This is a genomic window from Rothia sp. HMSC071B01, from assembly GCF_001808945.1.
Classification (GTDB): Bacteria; Actinomycetota; Actinomycetes; order Actinomycetales; family Micrococcaceae; genus Rothia.
The window spans coordinates 127,426-144,627 of the sequence record NZ_KV795071.1; the positions used below are offsets into that span (position 1 = coordinate 127,426).

9 protein-coding genes are annotated in these 17,202 nt (G+C 58.6%); 1 reads left to right on the top strand and 8 read right to left on the bottom strand.

Annotated features, from left to right (window positions below):
• Together HMPREF2527_RS04055 and HMPREF2527_RS04060 are read right to left on the bottom strand one after the other, a co-directional pair.
• Nucleotides 1-2,698, bottom strand: a 2,698-nt coding sequence (locus HMPREF2527_RS04055; RefSeq protein ID WP_246824768.1) for an NHL repeat-containing protein, incomplete at its 3' end; no start/stop codon positions are given.
• Nucleotides 2,699-3,200: 502 nt separating this feature from the next.
• Nucleotides 3,201-4,280 carry an S-layer homology domain-containing protein gene (locus tag HMPREF2527_RS04060; RefSeq protein ID WP_070506550.1) on the bottom strand — a complete coding sequence of 360 codons (1,080 nt, stop codon included), beginning with the start codon at nucleotides 4,278-4,280 and terminating at the stop codon, nucleotides 3,201-3,203.
• A gap of 489 nt (nucleotides 4,281-4,769) precedes the next feature.
• Between HMPREF2527_RS04060 and HMPREF2527_RS04065 the strand changes: the two genes are divergently transcribed.
• Nucleotides 4,770-5,525 (top strand): nicotinamide mononucleotide transporter, encoded by a 756-nt coding sequence (locus HMPREF2527_RS04065; protein ID WP_044150529.1) that lies wholly within the window; start codon nucleotides 4,770-4,772, stop codon nucleotides 5,523-5,525.
• A gap of 155 nt (nucleotides 5,526-5,680) precedes the next feature.
• On the opposite strand, the gene HMPREF2527_RS04070 is transcribed toward HMPREF2527_RS04065, so the two are convergent.
• The 6 genes from HMPREF2527_RS04070 to HMPREF2527_RS04095 all read right to left on the bottom strand — a co-directional run bounded on the left by HMPREF2527_RS04070 (nucleotide 5,681) and on the right by HMPREF2527_RS04095 (nucleotide 16,607).
• The gene (locus HMPREF2527_RS04070; RefSeq protein ID WP_070506552.1) at nucleotides 5,681-6,745 is read right to left on the bottom strand and encodes an aldehyde dehydrogenase; all 1,065 of its coding nucleotides are present in this window, start codon (nucleotides 6,743-6,745) and stop codon (nucleotides 5,681-5,683) included.
• On the bottom strand, nucleotides 6,745-9,582 hold the full coding sequence (gene cas3u, locus HMPREF2527_RS04075; protein WP_070506555.1) for a type I-G CRISPR-associated helicase/endonuclease Cas3g: 2,838 nt from the start codon (nucleotides 9,580-9,582) through the stop codon (nucleotides 6,745-6,747). The genes HMPREF2527_RS04070 and cas3u overlap by 1 nt, the downstream gene beginning before the upstream one ends.
• Complete coding sequence (gene csb2, locus HMPREF2527_RS04080; protein WP_012903696.1) at nucleotides 9,575-11,164, bottom strand: type I-G CRISPR-associated protein Csb2; 1,590 nt, start codon at nucleotides 11,162-11,164, stop codon at nucleotides 9,575-9,577. Before csb2 ends, cas3u begins: the two co-directional genes overlap by 8 nt.
• Nucleotide 11,165: 1 nt before the next feature.
• On the bottom strand, nucleotides 11,166-12,452 hold the full coding sequence (gene cas7u, locus HMPREF2527_RS04085; RefSeq protein ID WP_044150531.1) for a type I-G CRISPR-associated RAMP protein Csb1/Cas7g: 1,287 nt from the start codon (nucleotides 12,450-12,452) through the stop codon (nucleotides 11,166-11,168).
• Nucleotides 12,453-14,697: 2,245 nt separating this feature from the next.
• A complete protein-coding gene (gene cas2, locus HMPREF2527_RS04090) occupies nucleotides 14,698-14,997 on the bottom strand; it encodes a CRISPR-associated endonuclease Cas2 (protein WP_012903699.1) in 300 nt (99 codons plus the stop codon).
• Nucleotides 14,997-16,607 (bottom strand): CRISPR-associated endonuclease Cas4/Cas1, encoded by a 1,611-nt coding sequence (locus HMPREF2527_RS04095; protein WP_044150533.1) that lies wholly within the window; start codon nucleotides 16,605-16,607, stop codon nucleotides 14,997-14,999. The genes cas2 and HMPREF2527_RS04095 overlap by 1 nt, the downstream gene beginning before the upstream one ends.
• Between the last annotated feature and the right edge of the window lie 595 nt (nucleotides 16,608-17,202).

A 17,202-nucleotide genomic window follows, 5' to 3' on the forward strand; every position in this document is an offset into this window, starting at 1 on the left:
TCGGATCTGCAGGCTTCGGATCTGCAGGCTTCGGGTCAGCCGGCTTCGAATCCTCAGCCTTCACACCGGTCACCGTCGGGTAACCAGCGAACTGCAACGAAGTCGGGGTGATACCCACCGGAGCTGCGCTCGCGTCGGTGTCCTTCAGGCCAACCTTGAACTTCAGAATCGAGTTAGCCTTCAGCTGCTGAACCGATGCGGGAACATCGTTACCCTGGCGGTCCTTGCCGGGCAGGGTGGTGTACTCGCTGGCGGTGGTAATCTCTCCGGTGGTGCCGTTGAGCACGTAGGGCAGGGTGACCTTCTCGTCGCGGTCCTTCTTGTCGAGGACCAGCACGGAGCCGTCCTTGAGCAGGGTCACGTCGTTCGCTGCGGCGCCGTTCATCTCGACCTCGCCGATCACCTCGTCGGCGCGGCCGTCAAAGACTGCAACCTTACCGGTGCCGAAGTCGGTCACGTACACCAGGTCGCTGTCCTCATCGTGCTCCAGGGCGAGCGCCTGGGTGCCGAACTTGACGAACTTCTTGAAATCGCCGGTGCGCAGGTCGTACACGGAAATACCGGAGTTGACGCCCTTCACGCCCTGGGAGGAGACGTAGATTTCGCCCAGGGAACGGTCCACTGCAACGTCGGAGGGGCGAACCTCAACGGTGGAGTCCTCACCCTGAGTCTGGATGGTCTTCTCAACCTTGAAGGTCTTGGTGTCCACGACGAAGAGCTTACCGCCGGTACGCTCGGGCACGTACAGCTTGCCGCCGTCCAGGAACAGGTTCATGCTGATGTAGCGGGTACCGCCGTCGGGGGCACCCTCGAGCTGAATCTTCTCAACCTGCTTGGTCTTCAGGTCGATAGCGGAGACGAAGAAGCGGCCGGTCACGAACGCCTTACCGGACTCGTGGTCGACGAGCACAGAACGGGGGTGCTCAATCCAGTTCGGGTCGCCCTCCTTCACGCCCTCGTTGCTCCAGATGAGCTTGAGGGTCTGCTGATCGTACACCGCCACGGAGTTGTCGGTGGTGTTGGTGACCCAGACGGTGCCGTCCACGTCATCGACGGTCACGCCGTACGCGGAGGTGTAGCCGTACTGGCCCTTGTCGTTCTTCTTCACGGGCAGCTCGGCGAATGCCTCGGTCTGCAGGGTGTCTGCATCCACGCGCGCCAGGGAGGAAGCAAGATTGCCTCGTGCACCCACGGTGGGCACGAACAGCTTGTGGTTCTTCTTGGAGTAGCCAACCTGGAACTGGCCGGGCAGACCCTGAATGATGTTCGCAACGCTACCGTTTGCATCCACGGTGCGGTGTGCCTCGGTGGAGGGGGCGGTAGAGTCGGCTGCCTTGGTCTTGGTGGCGGTTGCCGGGTAGCCCTGGAACTCGCGGGTTTCGGGGGTGACCTGCTTGACCTCGGAGTTGTCGCCCGCGGTTGCGGTGACCTTGAACTTCAGGATGGAGTTCGCCTGAATGTCGGTGGTCTTGGCGGGTACGTCGTTGCCCTGCTTGTCCTTAGAAGGCTTGCTGGTCACCTTGTTGGAGGTGTTGACGGTGCCGGTGGTGCCGTCGAGCACGTAGGGCACGGTTGCGGTTGCGCCAGCCTGCTTGTCCACAGCAACAACGGAGCCGTTGGGCAGCACAACCAGGTCGTTTGCCTTGCCGCCGTTCATGGCGACCTCTGCAATCAGCTTGTCCGCTGCGCCGCCGTCAATCACGCCGACCTTGCCGGTACCGAAATCAGAGACGTACACCAGGTCGTTGGCCTCATCGTTATCGAGCGAGAGCGCCTGGGTGCCGACCGGGATGAACTTCTTGAACTCGTGGGTGGTCGCGTCGTAGATGGACACGCCGGAGTTCGCTCCCTTCACGCCCTGGGAGGAGACGTAAATTTCGTTCTGGGAGTGGTCAATCGCGATGTCGGAGGGGCGAACCTCACCCTCAGCGTTGCCCTTGGTGTCGAAGCTGGTCTCCACCTTGAAGGTCTTGGTGTCGATGACGAAAATCTTGCCGCCGGTACGCTCGGGCACGTACAGCTTACCGCCGTCAACCAGGATGTTCATGCTGATGTAGCGGGTGCCGCCGTCGGGTGCGCCTTCGAGCTGGATCTTCTCAACCTGCTTGGTCTTCAGGTCAATCGCGGATACGAAGAAGCGGCCGGTCACGAACGCCTTACCGGACTCGTGGTCAACCAGAACGGAGCGGGGGTGCTCAATCCAGTTCGGGTCGGTCTCCGCGATACCCGCGGTGGTCCAGACCTGCTGCATCGTTGCCTGATCGTACACGGACACGGAGTTGTCGGTGGTGTTGGTAACCCAAACGGTGCCGTCTACATCGTCAACGGTGATGCCGTAGGCTGCGTCGTACTGGTAGCCCTTGTCGTTCTTGACGATGGGCAGCTCGGCGACAGCCTCAATCTTCAGGGAGTTTGCGTCAATGCGAGCGATAGTAGAAACGTGCTTGTCGCGGTCTGCAGTGCCCGCAACCCAAATCTTGTTGGTCTTCTTGGAGTATGCGACCTGGAACTGACCGGGCAGGCCCTGGGTGATCTTTGCCATCGCCTTGTCGGTGATGGTGCGAGCGTCAGTGCTCTGGCTTGCCGCCGGGGTGGAGTCTGCCGCGAACGATGCGGGGATGGTGGCAACGCCGGAAATTGCCAGTGCCAGCGATCCAACGGCGAGGCCCTTGAATGCCTTGCTTGAAGCGAGGTTCATATGTATGTCCTTTTTCGTGGGTGGTGTGTGAAGGTGCGTCTCTCCCCCACCGATGGGTGGTGAGGCGCCGCGTTTTTTCCTGCTCTTTGGTGTGGGTTTCGTGGGCCCATGAGGAAGGAAACTAGTCTTCACACAGTATTAAGTAAGGCAACCTTTAACTTACCTTCTAGGTAATACTTACTTAGCGCACAGGATTTTGCAAGATTTTAGGCATATATAACGCAAAATTTCATATGCCAGGCACAGCCTGTCACTAAAACTCCCCGAGGTGCGGCAATGTAGCAGCACGGCACGACTCGGCGCCCCGAAATAGCACGCCAAAACGGTACCCCGACATGGCGCATCCCAAAGCGCACCGCAGGGCGCACCACCCAGGGCGCGCCGTACAACGGGGCATAGCGAAACCCCCGCCTCCAGCAAAAGCCAGAAGACGGGGGTTTCACGCAACCCCAACAGGCACGCGCAGTGCCGGGGGTAGCTAAATTTAGGAGCCGTACGAGAATTAGGAAACGTACGAGAAGTCAGTGAACAGCAGGTTCTGCAGCTTGTAGCGGCGAATGAAACGAGCCAGCTCCGCGCGAGTAGTCGGCGCGGTCGGGTTGAACACACCCGAAGAATCCAGCACGATGTCGTTCGCGCCAGCCCACGCAACGTAACGGTGCAGAGTACCGGCACCGAGCACATCGCGGAAACGAGAACCAGCAGCCTCGTTCATTTCAGTCAGCTGAACCTCCGCGTTGTACTGGAACAGCACAGCCGCCAGCTCCTCGTGAGAAACCGGTGCGGTCGGGTCAATCTTGTCGCCACCGGTGAGCGGCTCGGTAATCCTGCGGTCACGAGCCCAGTGCAGCGCGTTCGCGGTCGGGCGGTCTGCCGCATCCGCAAAGGGGGCAACCTCAGAGTTTTCGCTCACGCCAGCGTGACCAGCAGCGTGGTTCAGCAGAGCAATAAGCTCCTCACGGGTCACAGGGCGGTCCGGCTCAAACGCGCCAGTCTGCGGGTTCGGCATCAGCCACTTCTTCTGGTTCGCCATGCGGATATCCTCAGCGAACGGGTGGTTACCCGGAACATCCTCGAAAGAAGTCTTCAGGATCTTAGTCTCAGCCACGGGGATGCGCGCAGCAATCTGGTGGGCAATCTCCTGGCCCCACGGGTCGGAGCAAATATCCAGCTGCAGGGCGTGCTCGACACCCTCACCCTGCATCAGCTCGATGGGGAACTGGTCGCTACCGCTGAAGCTGTCAGCATCACCGTCAAATTCGGGGGTGAGCGGCCAGGAGCGCAGAGTTTCGAAAGAGTCGTTACGAACGTAGCCGTGGCGTACGGTCAGAGTGGTGCCTTCGGTGAGGAATTCGCGCAGACCGTGTGCAGTGTAGTTGACGGTCATACCGGTTTCAGTGATGGTGGCACGCTGAATAACGAGGCGCGGGCCTTTAGTTTCCTCGGTTGCCGGGGCAAGGTTTGCGGGAGCTTCGTCAGCCTGAGCGGCCTGTGCCTGCAGGGTCAGTGCGCCTGCAGCGGCGGCGGCGGAAGCACCCTTTACGAAAAATCGTCGTGAGAGTCGATGGGTAAGCAAGGGCATGATTGTCCTATTCAGTTCTTGTTTGAGTTGAGTGAGTTACGGGTGGCAGGATGCGCGGACAGCGGCGTAAACGGTGAGTGAGGCCGATACGTTGGGTTCCCTCCCCTGTGTGCGTGAGTGAGACGCAGCATACCGGGGTGCGGGTGTCTGTCGGGCGGATGCGCGGTGAGTGAGACCGGCACGAGTTCCCTGACCCAGTCATCTAGCGTACCTTAAGGTTTCCTATAAAGCGAAGACGAACCGGCGGTGATTTTACGCCCATTTTCGATATCCAACGAAGTAGAGGCGATATCTGGCAAGGTTTGCCGGAAGTTGGTATGGGTTCTTGATGGGGTGATTTTGGGTTGTTCCACACCGAGGCGTTCCGGGGGGTGGATTATGTGGGTTTCTGAAGTTTTATGTGTGACACGCCGTTTCAAGCCCTTTTCAAAGAGTTATAGTTATTGGTACCCTATCACTGTTCCTATATCCTCAACAAAGGAGTTACCCATGGAGGCCAAGGAATTCTCATACGAGAAGGCTCTCCTCTTTTTTGCCAAGTCTAAGTACGCCGACCTTTTCGGCGTAGCACTGGTTATCGCCATCGCAGTCGCCTCAGGATACCTGAGCACCACCCTCGACAAATACGTCGACTGGGGCCCGATCACGAAATTCATTCCCCTCGGCGTGATTTCCGTGATTAACGTGGGTATTTCAATGATGTCTACCCGCCTGACCGGCCGCCTCTCAAACATCGGCAACGTGCTAGGCATTATTAACACGGCGCTGTCTTGCGCGATTGACTACATTATGGGCAACAAGGCGGCAATCATCACCTACCCGGTGACCTTTATCGTGTACACCTTCGCGATTCGCAGGTGGCAGAACTCCGAACGCGGCAAGGCGTTGGAACCGCCGACCGGCACGAAGGGGCTGCTGATTATTAGCGGTATTGTGGCGGGTTCGTTCGCGTTCTCCCTGGCTGCGAACTACATTGGCTACCGCGGCCAGATGACGTTCCTGTTCTGGATCACGACCGTAGTGTTCGGTCTCTCCCTGTCAGCAAACATTCTGAACGCGCTGAAGCTCACGATGCAGTGGCAATTCTGGTTCCTGTACAACGCCGTGCAGTGCGTGAAGTCGCTAACCCAGGGCAACTTCGCGAACGTCGGCAAGTACATCTTCTACATCATCAACAGCGTGGCAGCGCTCCTACTGTGGACCCGAAGCGGCACCGCAGCCAAGGGAGCAGTGGCGGTGGCGTAAAGGGCAGTTCCCTAGCGCACCAGCTACCGCATATCCACCCAGCGATATGTAGACACTCATAATAAGTAGAGGGAGGGGCCCTCCGGTCATTCAACCGGAGGGCCCCTCCCTCTGCATTCTGCGGGCATATTTGCCGGTTTCGATAAGCAGCTAGGTTAGCCCAGCGGAATCGCGCTACCCTTCAGAACCTGACGCTCAGGAGCCGAATCACTACCCACCTTCGCGATGGGGAAAGCAACAAACGCCTGAACGCCCTTCTCACGAAGGATCGCCTTCTCATCCGCCAGCTCGGACACGAAAATGTCAGGGCTCAAAGAGCCGCGTTCCATCGCCTTACCGACCTCGTCAACCACCCTACGGTAGGGGTGGCTGCGCAGCACGGTTCGCAGCCGGGCGGGCGTAACCCTTCCGGAGGATACCGGAAGCACCATGAGCCGCGGGTGCAAAGCGTTGTACGGGTACGCACCGGGGGTCACGCCAATCCGGTGGATCTGGTGAATCACCGGGAAGTTCGCAATACCCACCAGCGCACAGAAGGCGAGCGCAGTATCCGTCGGCTGCGGGACGGTGAAACCGGTTCCGGTTCGGGAGTCCGGCTTATTATCCAGCGAGTCGTACAAGGTCTGCCCGGTAATGCCGCTGAGCATCGCGGAAGGTTCCCAGGTTGCCAGGTCCGCGCACATCAAACGCAGGCGGTGCTTAATGAACTCCTGACCCTTGTTGCGAGTCTTCATCTCCCAGCGAGACGCGCCGTGATCCGGGCGAGGTGCCTTGGCTTCAAAACGCCAGTAGGAAGGTTCGCCCAGGCCGGAGATCCAGAGCAGAGACAGCAGGTCGTCACGTTCAATCAGCGTGTCCAGATGAGCCTGTCGGGTCTTCTGGTGAGATGCCCAGTCATCCGGGTACTTCTCCGCGTCGATTCCTCGAATACGCGGGGAGAACGGGGAGAAAACAGCAGCTTCCTTACCCACACCGTAGGACTGGTCGACGTTCACCCAGCTGTCTTCAGCGGCCAGGGAGGAAACGTAGGAGTGCACGCACTCGGCAATTTCTTCTTCTGACACGCCTTCAGCATGCATCTGGGCGCACGGCTGACCCTCCTGAGACCAACCGACAGTGATGGTTCCGGGGTGCTTCTGCTCAACCATCAGGGACAGCCCGTAGAGGGCAAAATGGGTCAATGCCGAGGTGTAGTCACCGGCAATAGTCAGCGTTGCCATTAGTGTCCCTCCCGTGAAATCTGGGCGTCTGCTGCGCGTTCAACGGCCTCAAGGTAGGCGGTAGCGTACGGGCCGTAGGTGCGGCTCGTCTGCTCCATGAGGTTATCCCAGTAACCGACATTGAAGAGTCGGATCGCCTGTTCCTTGAGCGCTTCGTAGTCCATTCCTTCAGGCAGGTAGCCTTCCTTGAGTAGGAAGCCTGCGTCATGAGCGAAGGAGAACCGGCCGTGACCGTGACTGCAGCCAATGATGCGCAATACCAGGTCGCGGTGCTCCCCCACCTTTTCGGGCGAGGCCGCAACCATGAGTGCAGACAGCTGCTCGTGACGCCAGCCCCTCGGCAGGGCGCTACGGCTACGGGCACGGTACGCTTCTGCCACGGAACGGTGGCCGCTCTTTGCGAGCGCGTCCGCCTGCAGGTCTGCACCCAGCATCTGCTGGAAGCGCAGGTCACGCTTGCCCTCGTCGTGGTACTTTGCAGCCAGTTCCAGGGCCTCCGAGAATTCCGGCGCCAGGCCGAGGTTCTCGGCAAGCTGGCGGGTACGCTCAGCAACATCGTTCTGGTGGTCATCCAGAAGAACAGGATCGGTCGGGGCCAACTCCTGAGCGATATCGGAATCTTCAACAGACTCTTCGTCGGTCACAACGGCGTACCAGGAGATAACTTCCTGACCGTCCTCAGCCTCGATAGAAAGCTCAGAAGCAATCCTCGTCTCACTGCCCGAACTTTGGCTGTCGAGCAGCTCCGCTACTTCTTCGGGCGAGAGACCCAGGTATTCCCTGAAGTCTTTCTCACGGTCCGCGCACTTCTCGTACACGTAGAGCTTGATGCCCTTGGGGAAGGGCACAGCCTCCAGCTCGTCTTTCTTAGAAGGCAACTCACGCTGAGTCACGGCAATGCCCTGGTTCGTGAACGGAACACTGCCCGTGTCAAGAAGCAGAACGTCACCGGGAGCCAACGACTGACGGCTCTCTTCCTCATGGTCAGCATCCTGCCACAGGGAAATTTCACCCTGACGGTACAGGAACTTACGCGGCTTCACACCGTGCTCATCCTGGTAGTCCAGAATCTCATGGAGAATCTTCAGATTCGCGGGGAAGGTTTCCTCGTCGCTCGGAGCGAAGTAGCTGGTCTTGAGAATCTCCATGGCGGCAGACGTGTTGCTCGGCAGGTTATCGCGCACAATAACACCACCCATTGCGGTTTCTGCATCCAGGGAGTCGTGCAGCCACAGGTCAAGGTCCGGCTCGTCGTAGGGGTTCTCGTCGGTACGTGAGAATTCCAGCAGGTCAGACCATTCCGGGCGCTGGTAAAGCAGACGCTCCGGGGAGGACTGTACCGGCGGGTTCTTCACCATTGCAGCGGGGTTCACCGACGGGTTCTCAGCATCGTTGAGCGCTTCGAGCCAACCATACGCATTGCTAAGGTCGACCGCCTTGTAGGGAGGCGCGTCCTTCTTGACCGAGTCACTATTGGTAGGCCTAATAACGACGACCTTGGAATCCGTACGGCGACCCAGACGGTTAACACGGCCGAAGCGCTGTGCCAAGGAAGAGGCCGGAGCCAACTCGGTCACCAGGTCAGCAAAGTCAACGTCAATACCGACTTCAAGAGTCTGGGTGGCAACAACAACCTTCACGGACTCATCGCCTTCGGTAGTGAAGAGGTCGGGGTGCAACTTTTGCAGGTCGTACGGGCGCATGCGTCCTACGAGAAGCTCAACCTCATCCTTTCCAAGCACCTTGTCCTTGGTGAGTTTCTCCTTGATGGAGATAGCCGTCCGCACATGGTTGACGATACAACCGACAGTGTGGGCTTCATCGGAGCCTTCGCCCGCCTCACGGTGAGCAAGGAAATCCTTAATTGCGTCCACAGCAGCATTCACGGTCGCAGCGTTACCGGGCTTGCCATCCCACTTATCGATGGGGCGGAGCACCAGTTCCTTATGCGAGTGGACACGCTTGCGCAGCTCTTCATCATTCGGGCTGTCGAGAGCCTCAATGTCCACGCCCAGCGTGGTTGAATCGCTGTCCTCAGTGGAGGGGGTAGCGGTCGTCTCAATCACCTGCAGGGTAGGAACACCCAGGTTGGCCTCGCGCTTCTGCAGCTCGGCAATACGCTGAGTGGTGTGCAGCAGCTGACGGTTCATGTGTGCCTCATCGAGCACCATGACGGTGTCCATGGCCAGCAGAGCGGTCTCACGCGGGCGGGCAGCCTTGGTGCTGCCGTAGCCGCGGAAGAGCGCTCGCGAACCATACATATCCGGGGTTGCGGCGATGATTGCGCAAGCCGAAATGTCGGTGACCGGCAGGTTGCGGTTCGAGAGTTCGCCACGGATGTGACCAGTCTCGAAGGGTTTGCTCCCCTTCTCGTCGTTGCGGGTCTGGAAGCTCTGGAGAGCTTCAGCAACCCTACGCAGAATATCGGGCTCACCGGATCCATCAGCGAGCGCGTCCTCCAGGCAGCCGAGAATCTTGTCGGCACGGGTTGCCTGGCTGTCGACCAGCGCGCGGCGTCCCACGGTCACGCAGAGGCGACGGGGAACGCGCGGCGCGGCGCCAACCGCGGCGAGCGCATTCGCGAAGAGGTGGATATCAACCACGGAGGACTTGCCGGAGCCGGTCGGCGCGTTAATACGTTCCGGCCATACGCCGTGCTCGCAAATGTGGTCGAGCACTTCTTCCTGCCAGCTGAAGGGGTAGCGCTTTTGCTTTTCCTTGGGTGCTTCGTTAGGTGCGTTGTTACGTGCGGCATCAAGCGCAGCATCAAGCGCGGCAAAGAACTCACCGAACTCATCACGAGTAATAGAGGGCAGCTTGGTAGCGGGGCTAGTCATGCTTTTCCTCCTTCTTGCGGCGGTCGTATTCTTCGGTGGGCACGTCGAACGGAACCAACAGGCCGCCGCCCATGTGGCGGGACTGGCCGATGGCTACGAGGGTCGTGTCCGTTGCCAGGTTGCCGAGGTCTACAACGCCGCGCCACGGCTCTGCGGGCAGAGTGCGGGGCAACTTGTAGGCGTAGGCGGCGGGGTTCTGGGTTACTCGGTGAGCTTCCAGAACCTTGGCTTCAGCCTTTTCCTCAACCTGATTCCTCAAGCTACGAATTCGTTCACGTGAGGTTTCAGCCTCGGGCACTTCGAAGCTGCCACGCCACACATAGGCGATGGAAAGCAGAGCGGCGTCAGCGAAGGTCCATGCCTTCGTTTCGGTCTTCTTCGGGCGGTTGAAAACGCGCGATTCGGGAACGGCAGCGCTGAGGGTACGCCACAGGCGCTTGTACCCGGTCTTGGGAGCATCCCAGAAACCTTGCGCGGGCAGGCGCTTCTGGCGAAGCTTCACGGTGAGTCGGGGGAAGTCCTGAGCGTAGAGGGTTTCTACACTCCTGAGCGCGATACCGAGCTCGACTGCTTCATCGGTCGGGGCGTTGGCCGGGACCAAGACGAGCAGAACTCCCTTAGACTTCACCTCACGACGCAGGTAGTCAGGCAGGTACCGGGCGGGTAGGTACTGCAACGCCAGGCTGTTGGCGGGCTTGTGACCCTTGGGGTACCTGCCGGTGATGAGGCTGGGCGCGCCGAATCCTGCGGCAGCTACGAGAGCCTTGTGTAGTAGGGAGCTTGTCTTGACGTACTGCTCGGGCTTCAGCTCTTCACCGTCTACTTCGAGGAGCCACAAATATTCCCAGGGGCTGGTGGAGGTTTCAGCCTCCACAGGCTGGTACTTGATGGATCCCAGGCCTGCGGTGGGTACCGGGGAGGGGCGCATCGTGTCACTCATAGCGGTCTTGTCGCCTGCCTTGGTGGGTACCTTGGCGGGGTACGCTTCTGCGTGGGCACGCATGAGCGCATCGGTTCGACCGGGTACGGGCACGCGGACGGGCATGCCGCCTGCTTCGAAGGGGCCCGACTTAGTGTCGATGGTATGGGTAGGCTCTACTTCCCCGGTGTAGAGGGCGGTGAAGCTGCTGGCTTCTCCGAGGGAGGGTACTTCGCCGCAGAGCTGGGTGATGGTTTCCGCGATGTCTGCGGGCACCTTATCGTACTGCCAGCCGATGGTGTCGGATACAGCCCAGCCGTCGGATACGGCGCGACGCTCGGTCTGTCGCCCATCCTTCTCGGAATATGCCACTTCACGGTACATAAAGCGGCTCATCTTGTTGCGTGAGCGGTACACGGGGCACATGTCGGGAATCTGCAACCCGGTCGGGGGGTTCTCCTCAAGCCATTTGAGAGCCTTGAGAGATTCTTCCGAGGGGGCCAGCTGCCCGTTTTCGATAATTGCGTGAGGTCCCTGCGCGGCCGCGCTGAGGAGCGCGGCCTGCAAGCGGGCAGGGTCGGGGAAGGCGTCGGGGCTTCCGTCTGCCTTGTGGCCCTGGTATACGCCGAGCGGGAACCTCGCGAGAATTCCGAGGTTCGTCATATTATTCAGCGTCCTCCGCGGTGGCGTTCTTGATGATGATGGGGTTGCCGTCGACGTTGAAAGTCTGACCGTTCCAGTCAGCCACGCCAGCCTTCTTGGCGTTCTCGATAGCTTCGAGGAGAAGCTGGTCGGTGTGTTCAACGGTCAGGGGTGCGAAGGTCTTCTTCTTACCGAACCGCTGGTCGAGGGTAACGACGGGTGCGGAGGATTCGATCAGGTCGCAGTTGGCACGGATGTAGAGTTCACGCTCCGCACGAGCGATAGCGTTGAGGCCGAGTGCGGCAAGGAGTGCACGCGCAGCAATGTTCTTGGTTTCGTCGGTACCGAAGCGCAACTGACGCAGGGTGGCGAGGCTCAGAACCCAGGAACGGATGATACGGCGGCATGCGACGGCACCGGTTTCTTCGAGCGTGGGCGGGATGCTACCCAGGCCGAGAGTGGAAGCGGAGATGCGGGCGTCAGCCTTGGCGGTCTTTACTTCCTTGCGGCGTGCGGCAACGTTCTTGGCGCTCAGCTCAGCTTCCTGGTCATCGACGAGAGAGTTAAGTTCCTTAGCGTCAAGCTTTACACTGGCGGCTACGGCATCAACACGGGCACCGCCACGGCGTGCCTGTCGGTGTTCAGCGCCGGGTTCCTGGTCTGCGAGGACGCCGATGATTTCACCGACGAGGGCGCTGCGCAGGCGCACCTGGTTGCTCTTGCGAGTAGAGTCCCACGCACCGAAGAGGAGCGCTGCGGGGGCGGTGTTGAGCAGTGCGCTCATGTCTGCGGGGGTGCAGTTGCGCAGTGCGCGGTACTGGTCGTTTTCGGTGATGGGCTTACCGTCGATGTGACCGGCACGGAAGTGGCCATCGAAGATGCGGTGGGAGAGTTCCATGTCGGTGTATTCGACGGGACCGTTTTCGGTCTGGTAGGTGACGACGGCGCGGGGAATCTTGACGACTGCTTCGTCGCCGTACTGGCGGCCCTGTTCGATGGCGGCTTCTGCACGGTTGAGTTCAGACTGCTTGCTGTCAATGAGGACGACCTTCTGAGGCTTGCCCTTGACGGCCTTCTCGGGTTCGTCCTGGTCTTCAGGCTTCTCTACGATGTAGCGGATTTCGTATGCGAAGACAGACTTACTGTCGCTCCCCTTACCATCGACAAACTTGGCGGGTGCCAAGGGTGCGTGGGGGCCTGCTGCAGGTTCCTGTTCAGTGATAGAGGTGATAACGGAGCCGCCACCGAGCTTGACGTTCTCGATGAGGTCGGCGAGGGCGATGATGGTCTGGGACTCGTTCTGGGACATGGTTGTCTCCTTAGGTAGTGTGTGCACATCTCGCGTCGGTGCGTGGGTTGTGCACGATTTTTCTTGCGTAGCTTTAAGCTACCTGTCTTTTCCGAATGATGCGCGCGTTTTCGTCACGCTGCTAATTCGGTATGCCTTTTCCTTCTCCCCCTGTGCTGTCACGTCCCATATTTCAGGTAGTGACAGCACAGGGTGTGGAAGGTAAGCATATAGCCACACAAGCGGTCAGTATTGGGCTGGAATTAGGATTCTTTTCCAGAACCCCGGTATACTGAATCGGTCATGTTTTGTTGCAGCAAAACATGACCGCCGCTTGATGCGGTAAATACTTATTGAACAAAAGCCGCCCGTTGCGCCTCGCGTAGCGGGCGGCTTTTTGTCTAGGTCATAAGCGGGGTCGTTATCCTTCACCTCCAAGGTCGGGGTTAGAGCCACTTCAGCAGGTTGCCGAAGTAACCTCCAAACCGGTTGATGCCTCAACCATAGCATTAAGACCCACAACTTTCAAGCATTAAAACATCTCGAGCTCTCTTAAATGTTCATCGAACGTAAGAGATAAAAACCTCTCCCTACATTTTTTGGGAGAGGTAACATTGAAAGCTCTCAAGTTGACTATGCAACTTAAGAGATAAAGAGAACTTACTTGCCCTTCTAAAAGTTCATCGAACACCTCAATGAAGGCTCACGCTAAACATACGCGAGGGTATAGATCGAGAAATATGTACTTCGAGAGCAATACTAGTCCCCTCTATTATCCTCGCCTCTCCCCAGTGATGCAATCGGTCCTCTTCTCCGCTCATAACTTCACCATAATGCTGTTGCAGGTTATGCGCATCCGATTTGGTCATTTCAGACTCAGATAGCAGGCAAGAGGAATCTGCAGTGGGTGCCGCGTCTAGCCCCATCTTCATGTTTTAAAGAGAAGAGCCCCGGTCTAGACACCAGGATGGTTTCTAAACCGGGGCTACGCAACCCGCGCGAGATTTCGCGATTCATGCTCAGATTCGCACAGAAAATCCCTCACCCGAAAGAGGGGAAATAGGTGCGCGTAGATGAAATCACCGCACTCCTGCCAGCCTCAATGAAAGTCCCCGACCGAAGGCGGAGAAATAGCTAGCTAAAACTAGCATGTTACGGCGCAACAGAAACTGCTATGGCACGAGATTCTCACGGATTACGTACCCAAAGTGTACATCACACAATATCTGTGCCTACCGCAGCATCGTCATCCAAAGGTGGAGAAATAAGCTGGCGGCGACACCTACCCCTCTCAATGAAAGTCCCCACCCGAAGGCAGGGAAATCGGGGTAAGCCCAAGGTGCATAGGCTTAAAGTTTTTGCCTCAATGAAAGTCCCCGCCCGAAGGCGGGGAAATGCGGGTCGACGGCGGCGATTTCACGGGCGGACTTATTGCCTCAATGAAAGTCCCCGCCCGAAGGCGGGGAAATGGCTGCCATTTTCGCAGGGAACGATGCGCCACGCTGGCCTCAATGAAAGTCCCCACCCGAAGGCGGGGAAATTGCACGGTCCTCACCGTGCCGTGGATGTTTTCGCCGGTGCCTCAATGAAAGTCCCCGCCCGAAGGCAGGGAAATGCTGTATTCAAGGATTCGGCGGATAAGATGCACGCGCCTCAATGAAAGTCCCCACCCTAAAGCGGGGAAATCCAGCCGATGATGCGGCGCGGCGGCTCATGGCTCCCACCTCAATGAAAGTCCCTGCCCGAAGACGGGGAAATCCGTACCGCGTGCATCAGGGTTATCAGAATCCCAGGTGCCTCAATGAAAGTCCCCGCCCGAAGGCGGGGAAATCCGCCGACACCGAGGTAGACTCCCCGGCACTTGGCTAGCCTCAATGAAAGTCCCCACCCGAAAGCGGGGAAATCGCTGACCTGACTCAGCTACTGAACACGTTCAAGACACCTCAATGAAAGTCCCCGCCCGAAGGCAGGGAAATTAAGAAGAGGGTTTCGCCCGAGTCCACGCGCTGCATGCCTCAATGAAAGTCCCCCGCCCGAAGGCGGGAAATCAATGTATACCCAAGCAGCCAATCAGGCCTTTAAACACTATTGACAAGCCAAAACATCACGCGAGCGACACGCCAACATTACGTCATGTGCCAGGTTCTCGCGGAGACAGACAAAGCCTCCAAAGGCCATTATCCTCACCTCTACTACCTGTCCGCAATCGAACTCGTCATTCCTCCGCTCCCCTGCCGCGCGTCGCTAGCGAATGAGCAGCACGCGGCTAGAGAATGAGCGCATCCGATTCGGTCACCTCGCGCGCCCGGCCAATGTAGCTGAAGGTCGGCTCGTCAAGCCGGGCCAGCAGCCCCAGGTCGCAGAAGAGCACCGAATCCTCGTCTGGATCGATGAGTTCCTGAACTTCGTCTTTGATGCGTCGAACCTTGGCGGGGGCTGCATCCACAATGAAAACGCTGTACTGAATTCGGTCCCCATAACTGAGAATGAGCTTGGCCAGTTTGGTTCGCCGCCGGTCGCTGGGCACGTCGTAAGCGATGAGTGTTCGTCGGGCGTCGTCACGCATTATCGTACGGTCACCCCCGTGTACTCGCGGGTGGTTCCGTTGATAACGCCCAGGAGCATGCGGGCCTGCACTTCAATAGCGCGGCGCCACGTCACCGAGTACCCGTAGGTGGGGTGGGTAATCTCTGTGACCATTCGCTTCTCGAACGCGGCGATGATGGTCTTCCGCCCTTCGGGTGTGAGCCGGTAGCTTCCGCCAACCGTGGTGAAGTGCGCCGCTTTGACCTGCTTCCTGTTAATAAGAGACACCACCACGGAGTCCGCGATGACGGCACGGAATTCTTCCATGAGGTCAAGCGCGAGCGCCGGCTTATTGCGAGAGCTGCTGTGCAGGAACCCGGCGTGAGGGTCGAGCCCGCAGGTGAGAATCCCACGAATGCATTCTGAGCTGAGCATACCGTAGGCGTAGTTCAGCAGAATGTTGATGGGGTCGTTGGCTCCTCTCCCCTGCCGCCCGGTCCAGATCCAGCCGAGTTCGGTGAGCGCGTCTTCTTTGAGCATGGTCGCAAAGTTGCCGAAGTAGAGCGAGGCGGCTTCACCTTCGAGGCCGAGCAGTTCCGGGATTGAGGTAGCCTGCGGCGTGTTCTTCTGGATGTCTCGCATGGTGCGGCATACATCTGCGGCGTGGCCGTTGCGGCGCAGCAGGGTCGCTTGGTTTGCGATTTTGCTGGCAATCATGGCGCTCGCTATGGGCAGATATCCCTGCGCTGAGAGGACATGCTGTTGCACGCGGGCCAGGCCGTTGGGCCCGGTTCCGGGTTGCGACCAGCCGTAGACTCGGCCGGTGCTGGAGCACCAGATGATGGTGCAGTTGCGCCACATGAGTTCTCGTAGAAGCGCGGAGGAAACGTCGATGTTTCCGTGGACAACGAGGCTGTGCACGCGTTCGAGGGGTACGCTGCTGATTGTTTCGCCGAGGTGTTGCACGATGAGGCGTCCTTGCTGGACGGTCGCTCTTGATCCTTGCGTGGTTAGGTGTGCTACTTGACTGTCGGGGTTGCTGGCGACGACGCGTGTAATGTTTTCTTTTCCGCGGGATTCGTCGGGTAGGCACACGGAGATGTGGGAGCACCAGCTGCAGCGGGGTGAGTCTTCGAGGGGTTGCGGTGCTGTCGGGTTGTCGATGAGTGCGCGGGTGGTGTGTACGTATTCTTCTGCGGTGCGGATGTCTTCGTCTGAAATGTCGACGGGCACGGTTTTGTTGTGGTTGGTGAAGTGCACCGCACATTCACTGACGGTTTCGCCAGCTTCTTCGAGGCAGATTTTCTGAAGGGCAAGCTGCACCCTGTGGGCGGGCGTGACAGATGCGTTGCGGCGTACGGGTGTTGCCTTGTATTCGATGATGCGGGTAGAACCGTCTTCTTGCGGTTCGACGGCGTCGCATCGTCCGGTGAGCCCGAGACGTGTTGATGAGATGGTGACTGCGCGCTGTTGCGTGCCACGGGATGTTTTGGGGTCGTCGACTCGTTTGTGGGCGGATTGCCCTTCTTGCATTTGCGAGGTGTCGGTCTTTTCACCATTGGATTCGATCCATGCGCGGCGGGGGCAGTACACGGTGTGCATGACGAGTGAAATAGGAAGTTCGTCGCCTGCACTGTAGGGGGTAGACATCGGTGTCTCCTTGGTGTGAGCGAGTATGGTGGGCAGTCTGCTTTGGCTGCTTGGTTTTGAGGGTAGCACCACGGCGGAGTGTTTTGGCTTATCAGCGAGTTTATGACGCTATTCCGGCGTGTTGAGTTTTTCGGCATGGATGTGTGGAGGAGGCGGGTAGCAGTTGGCGGGTGGGGTTTGCGGCAGGTGTTTTGGCCTGGTTGCTTCCTGCGCTGCGAAAAAAGGAAAAGCTCCGTTCCTGGACTGTGGTGGGTCCAGGAACGGAGCAGGGAGGTTTTAGGGAAAGTCCATACAAAAACTGTAGGGAAGGTTGAGGTGTTTCCTGCGCAAGCAGGGATGAGCCCGCCTCGATGAAGGTCCCTACGAAAAAGTAGGGAAATCCGTCTCCGCCCTTGAAATCCTCAAACGCAAACCCACCTCAATGAAAGTCCCCACTAGAAAGCGAAGAAATCCGCAAGGGGGTTCTTTTCCTTCACACCGCCGACAGTGCCTCAATGAAAGTCCCTACGAAAAAGTAGGGAAATGTAGGTCGTATGCCACAGCACCGCCACGTCATCGAGCCCTCAATGAAAGCCCCTCCAAAAAGGAAGGGAAA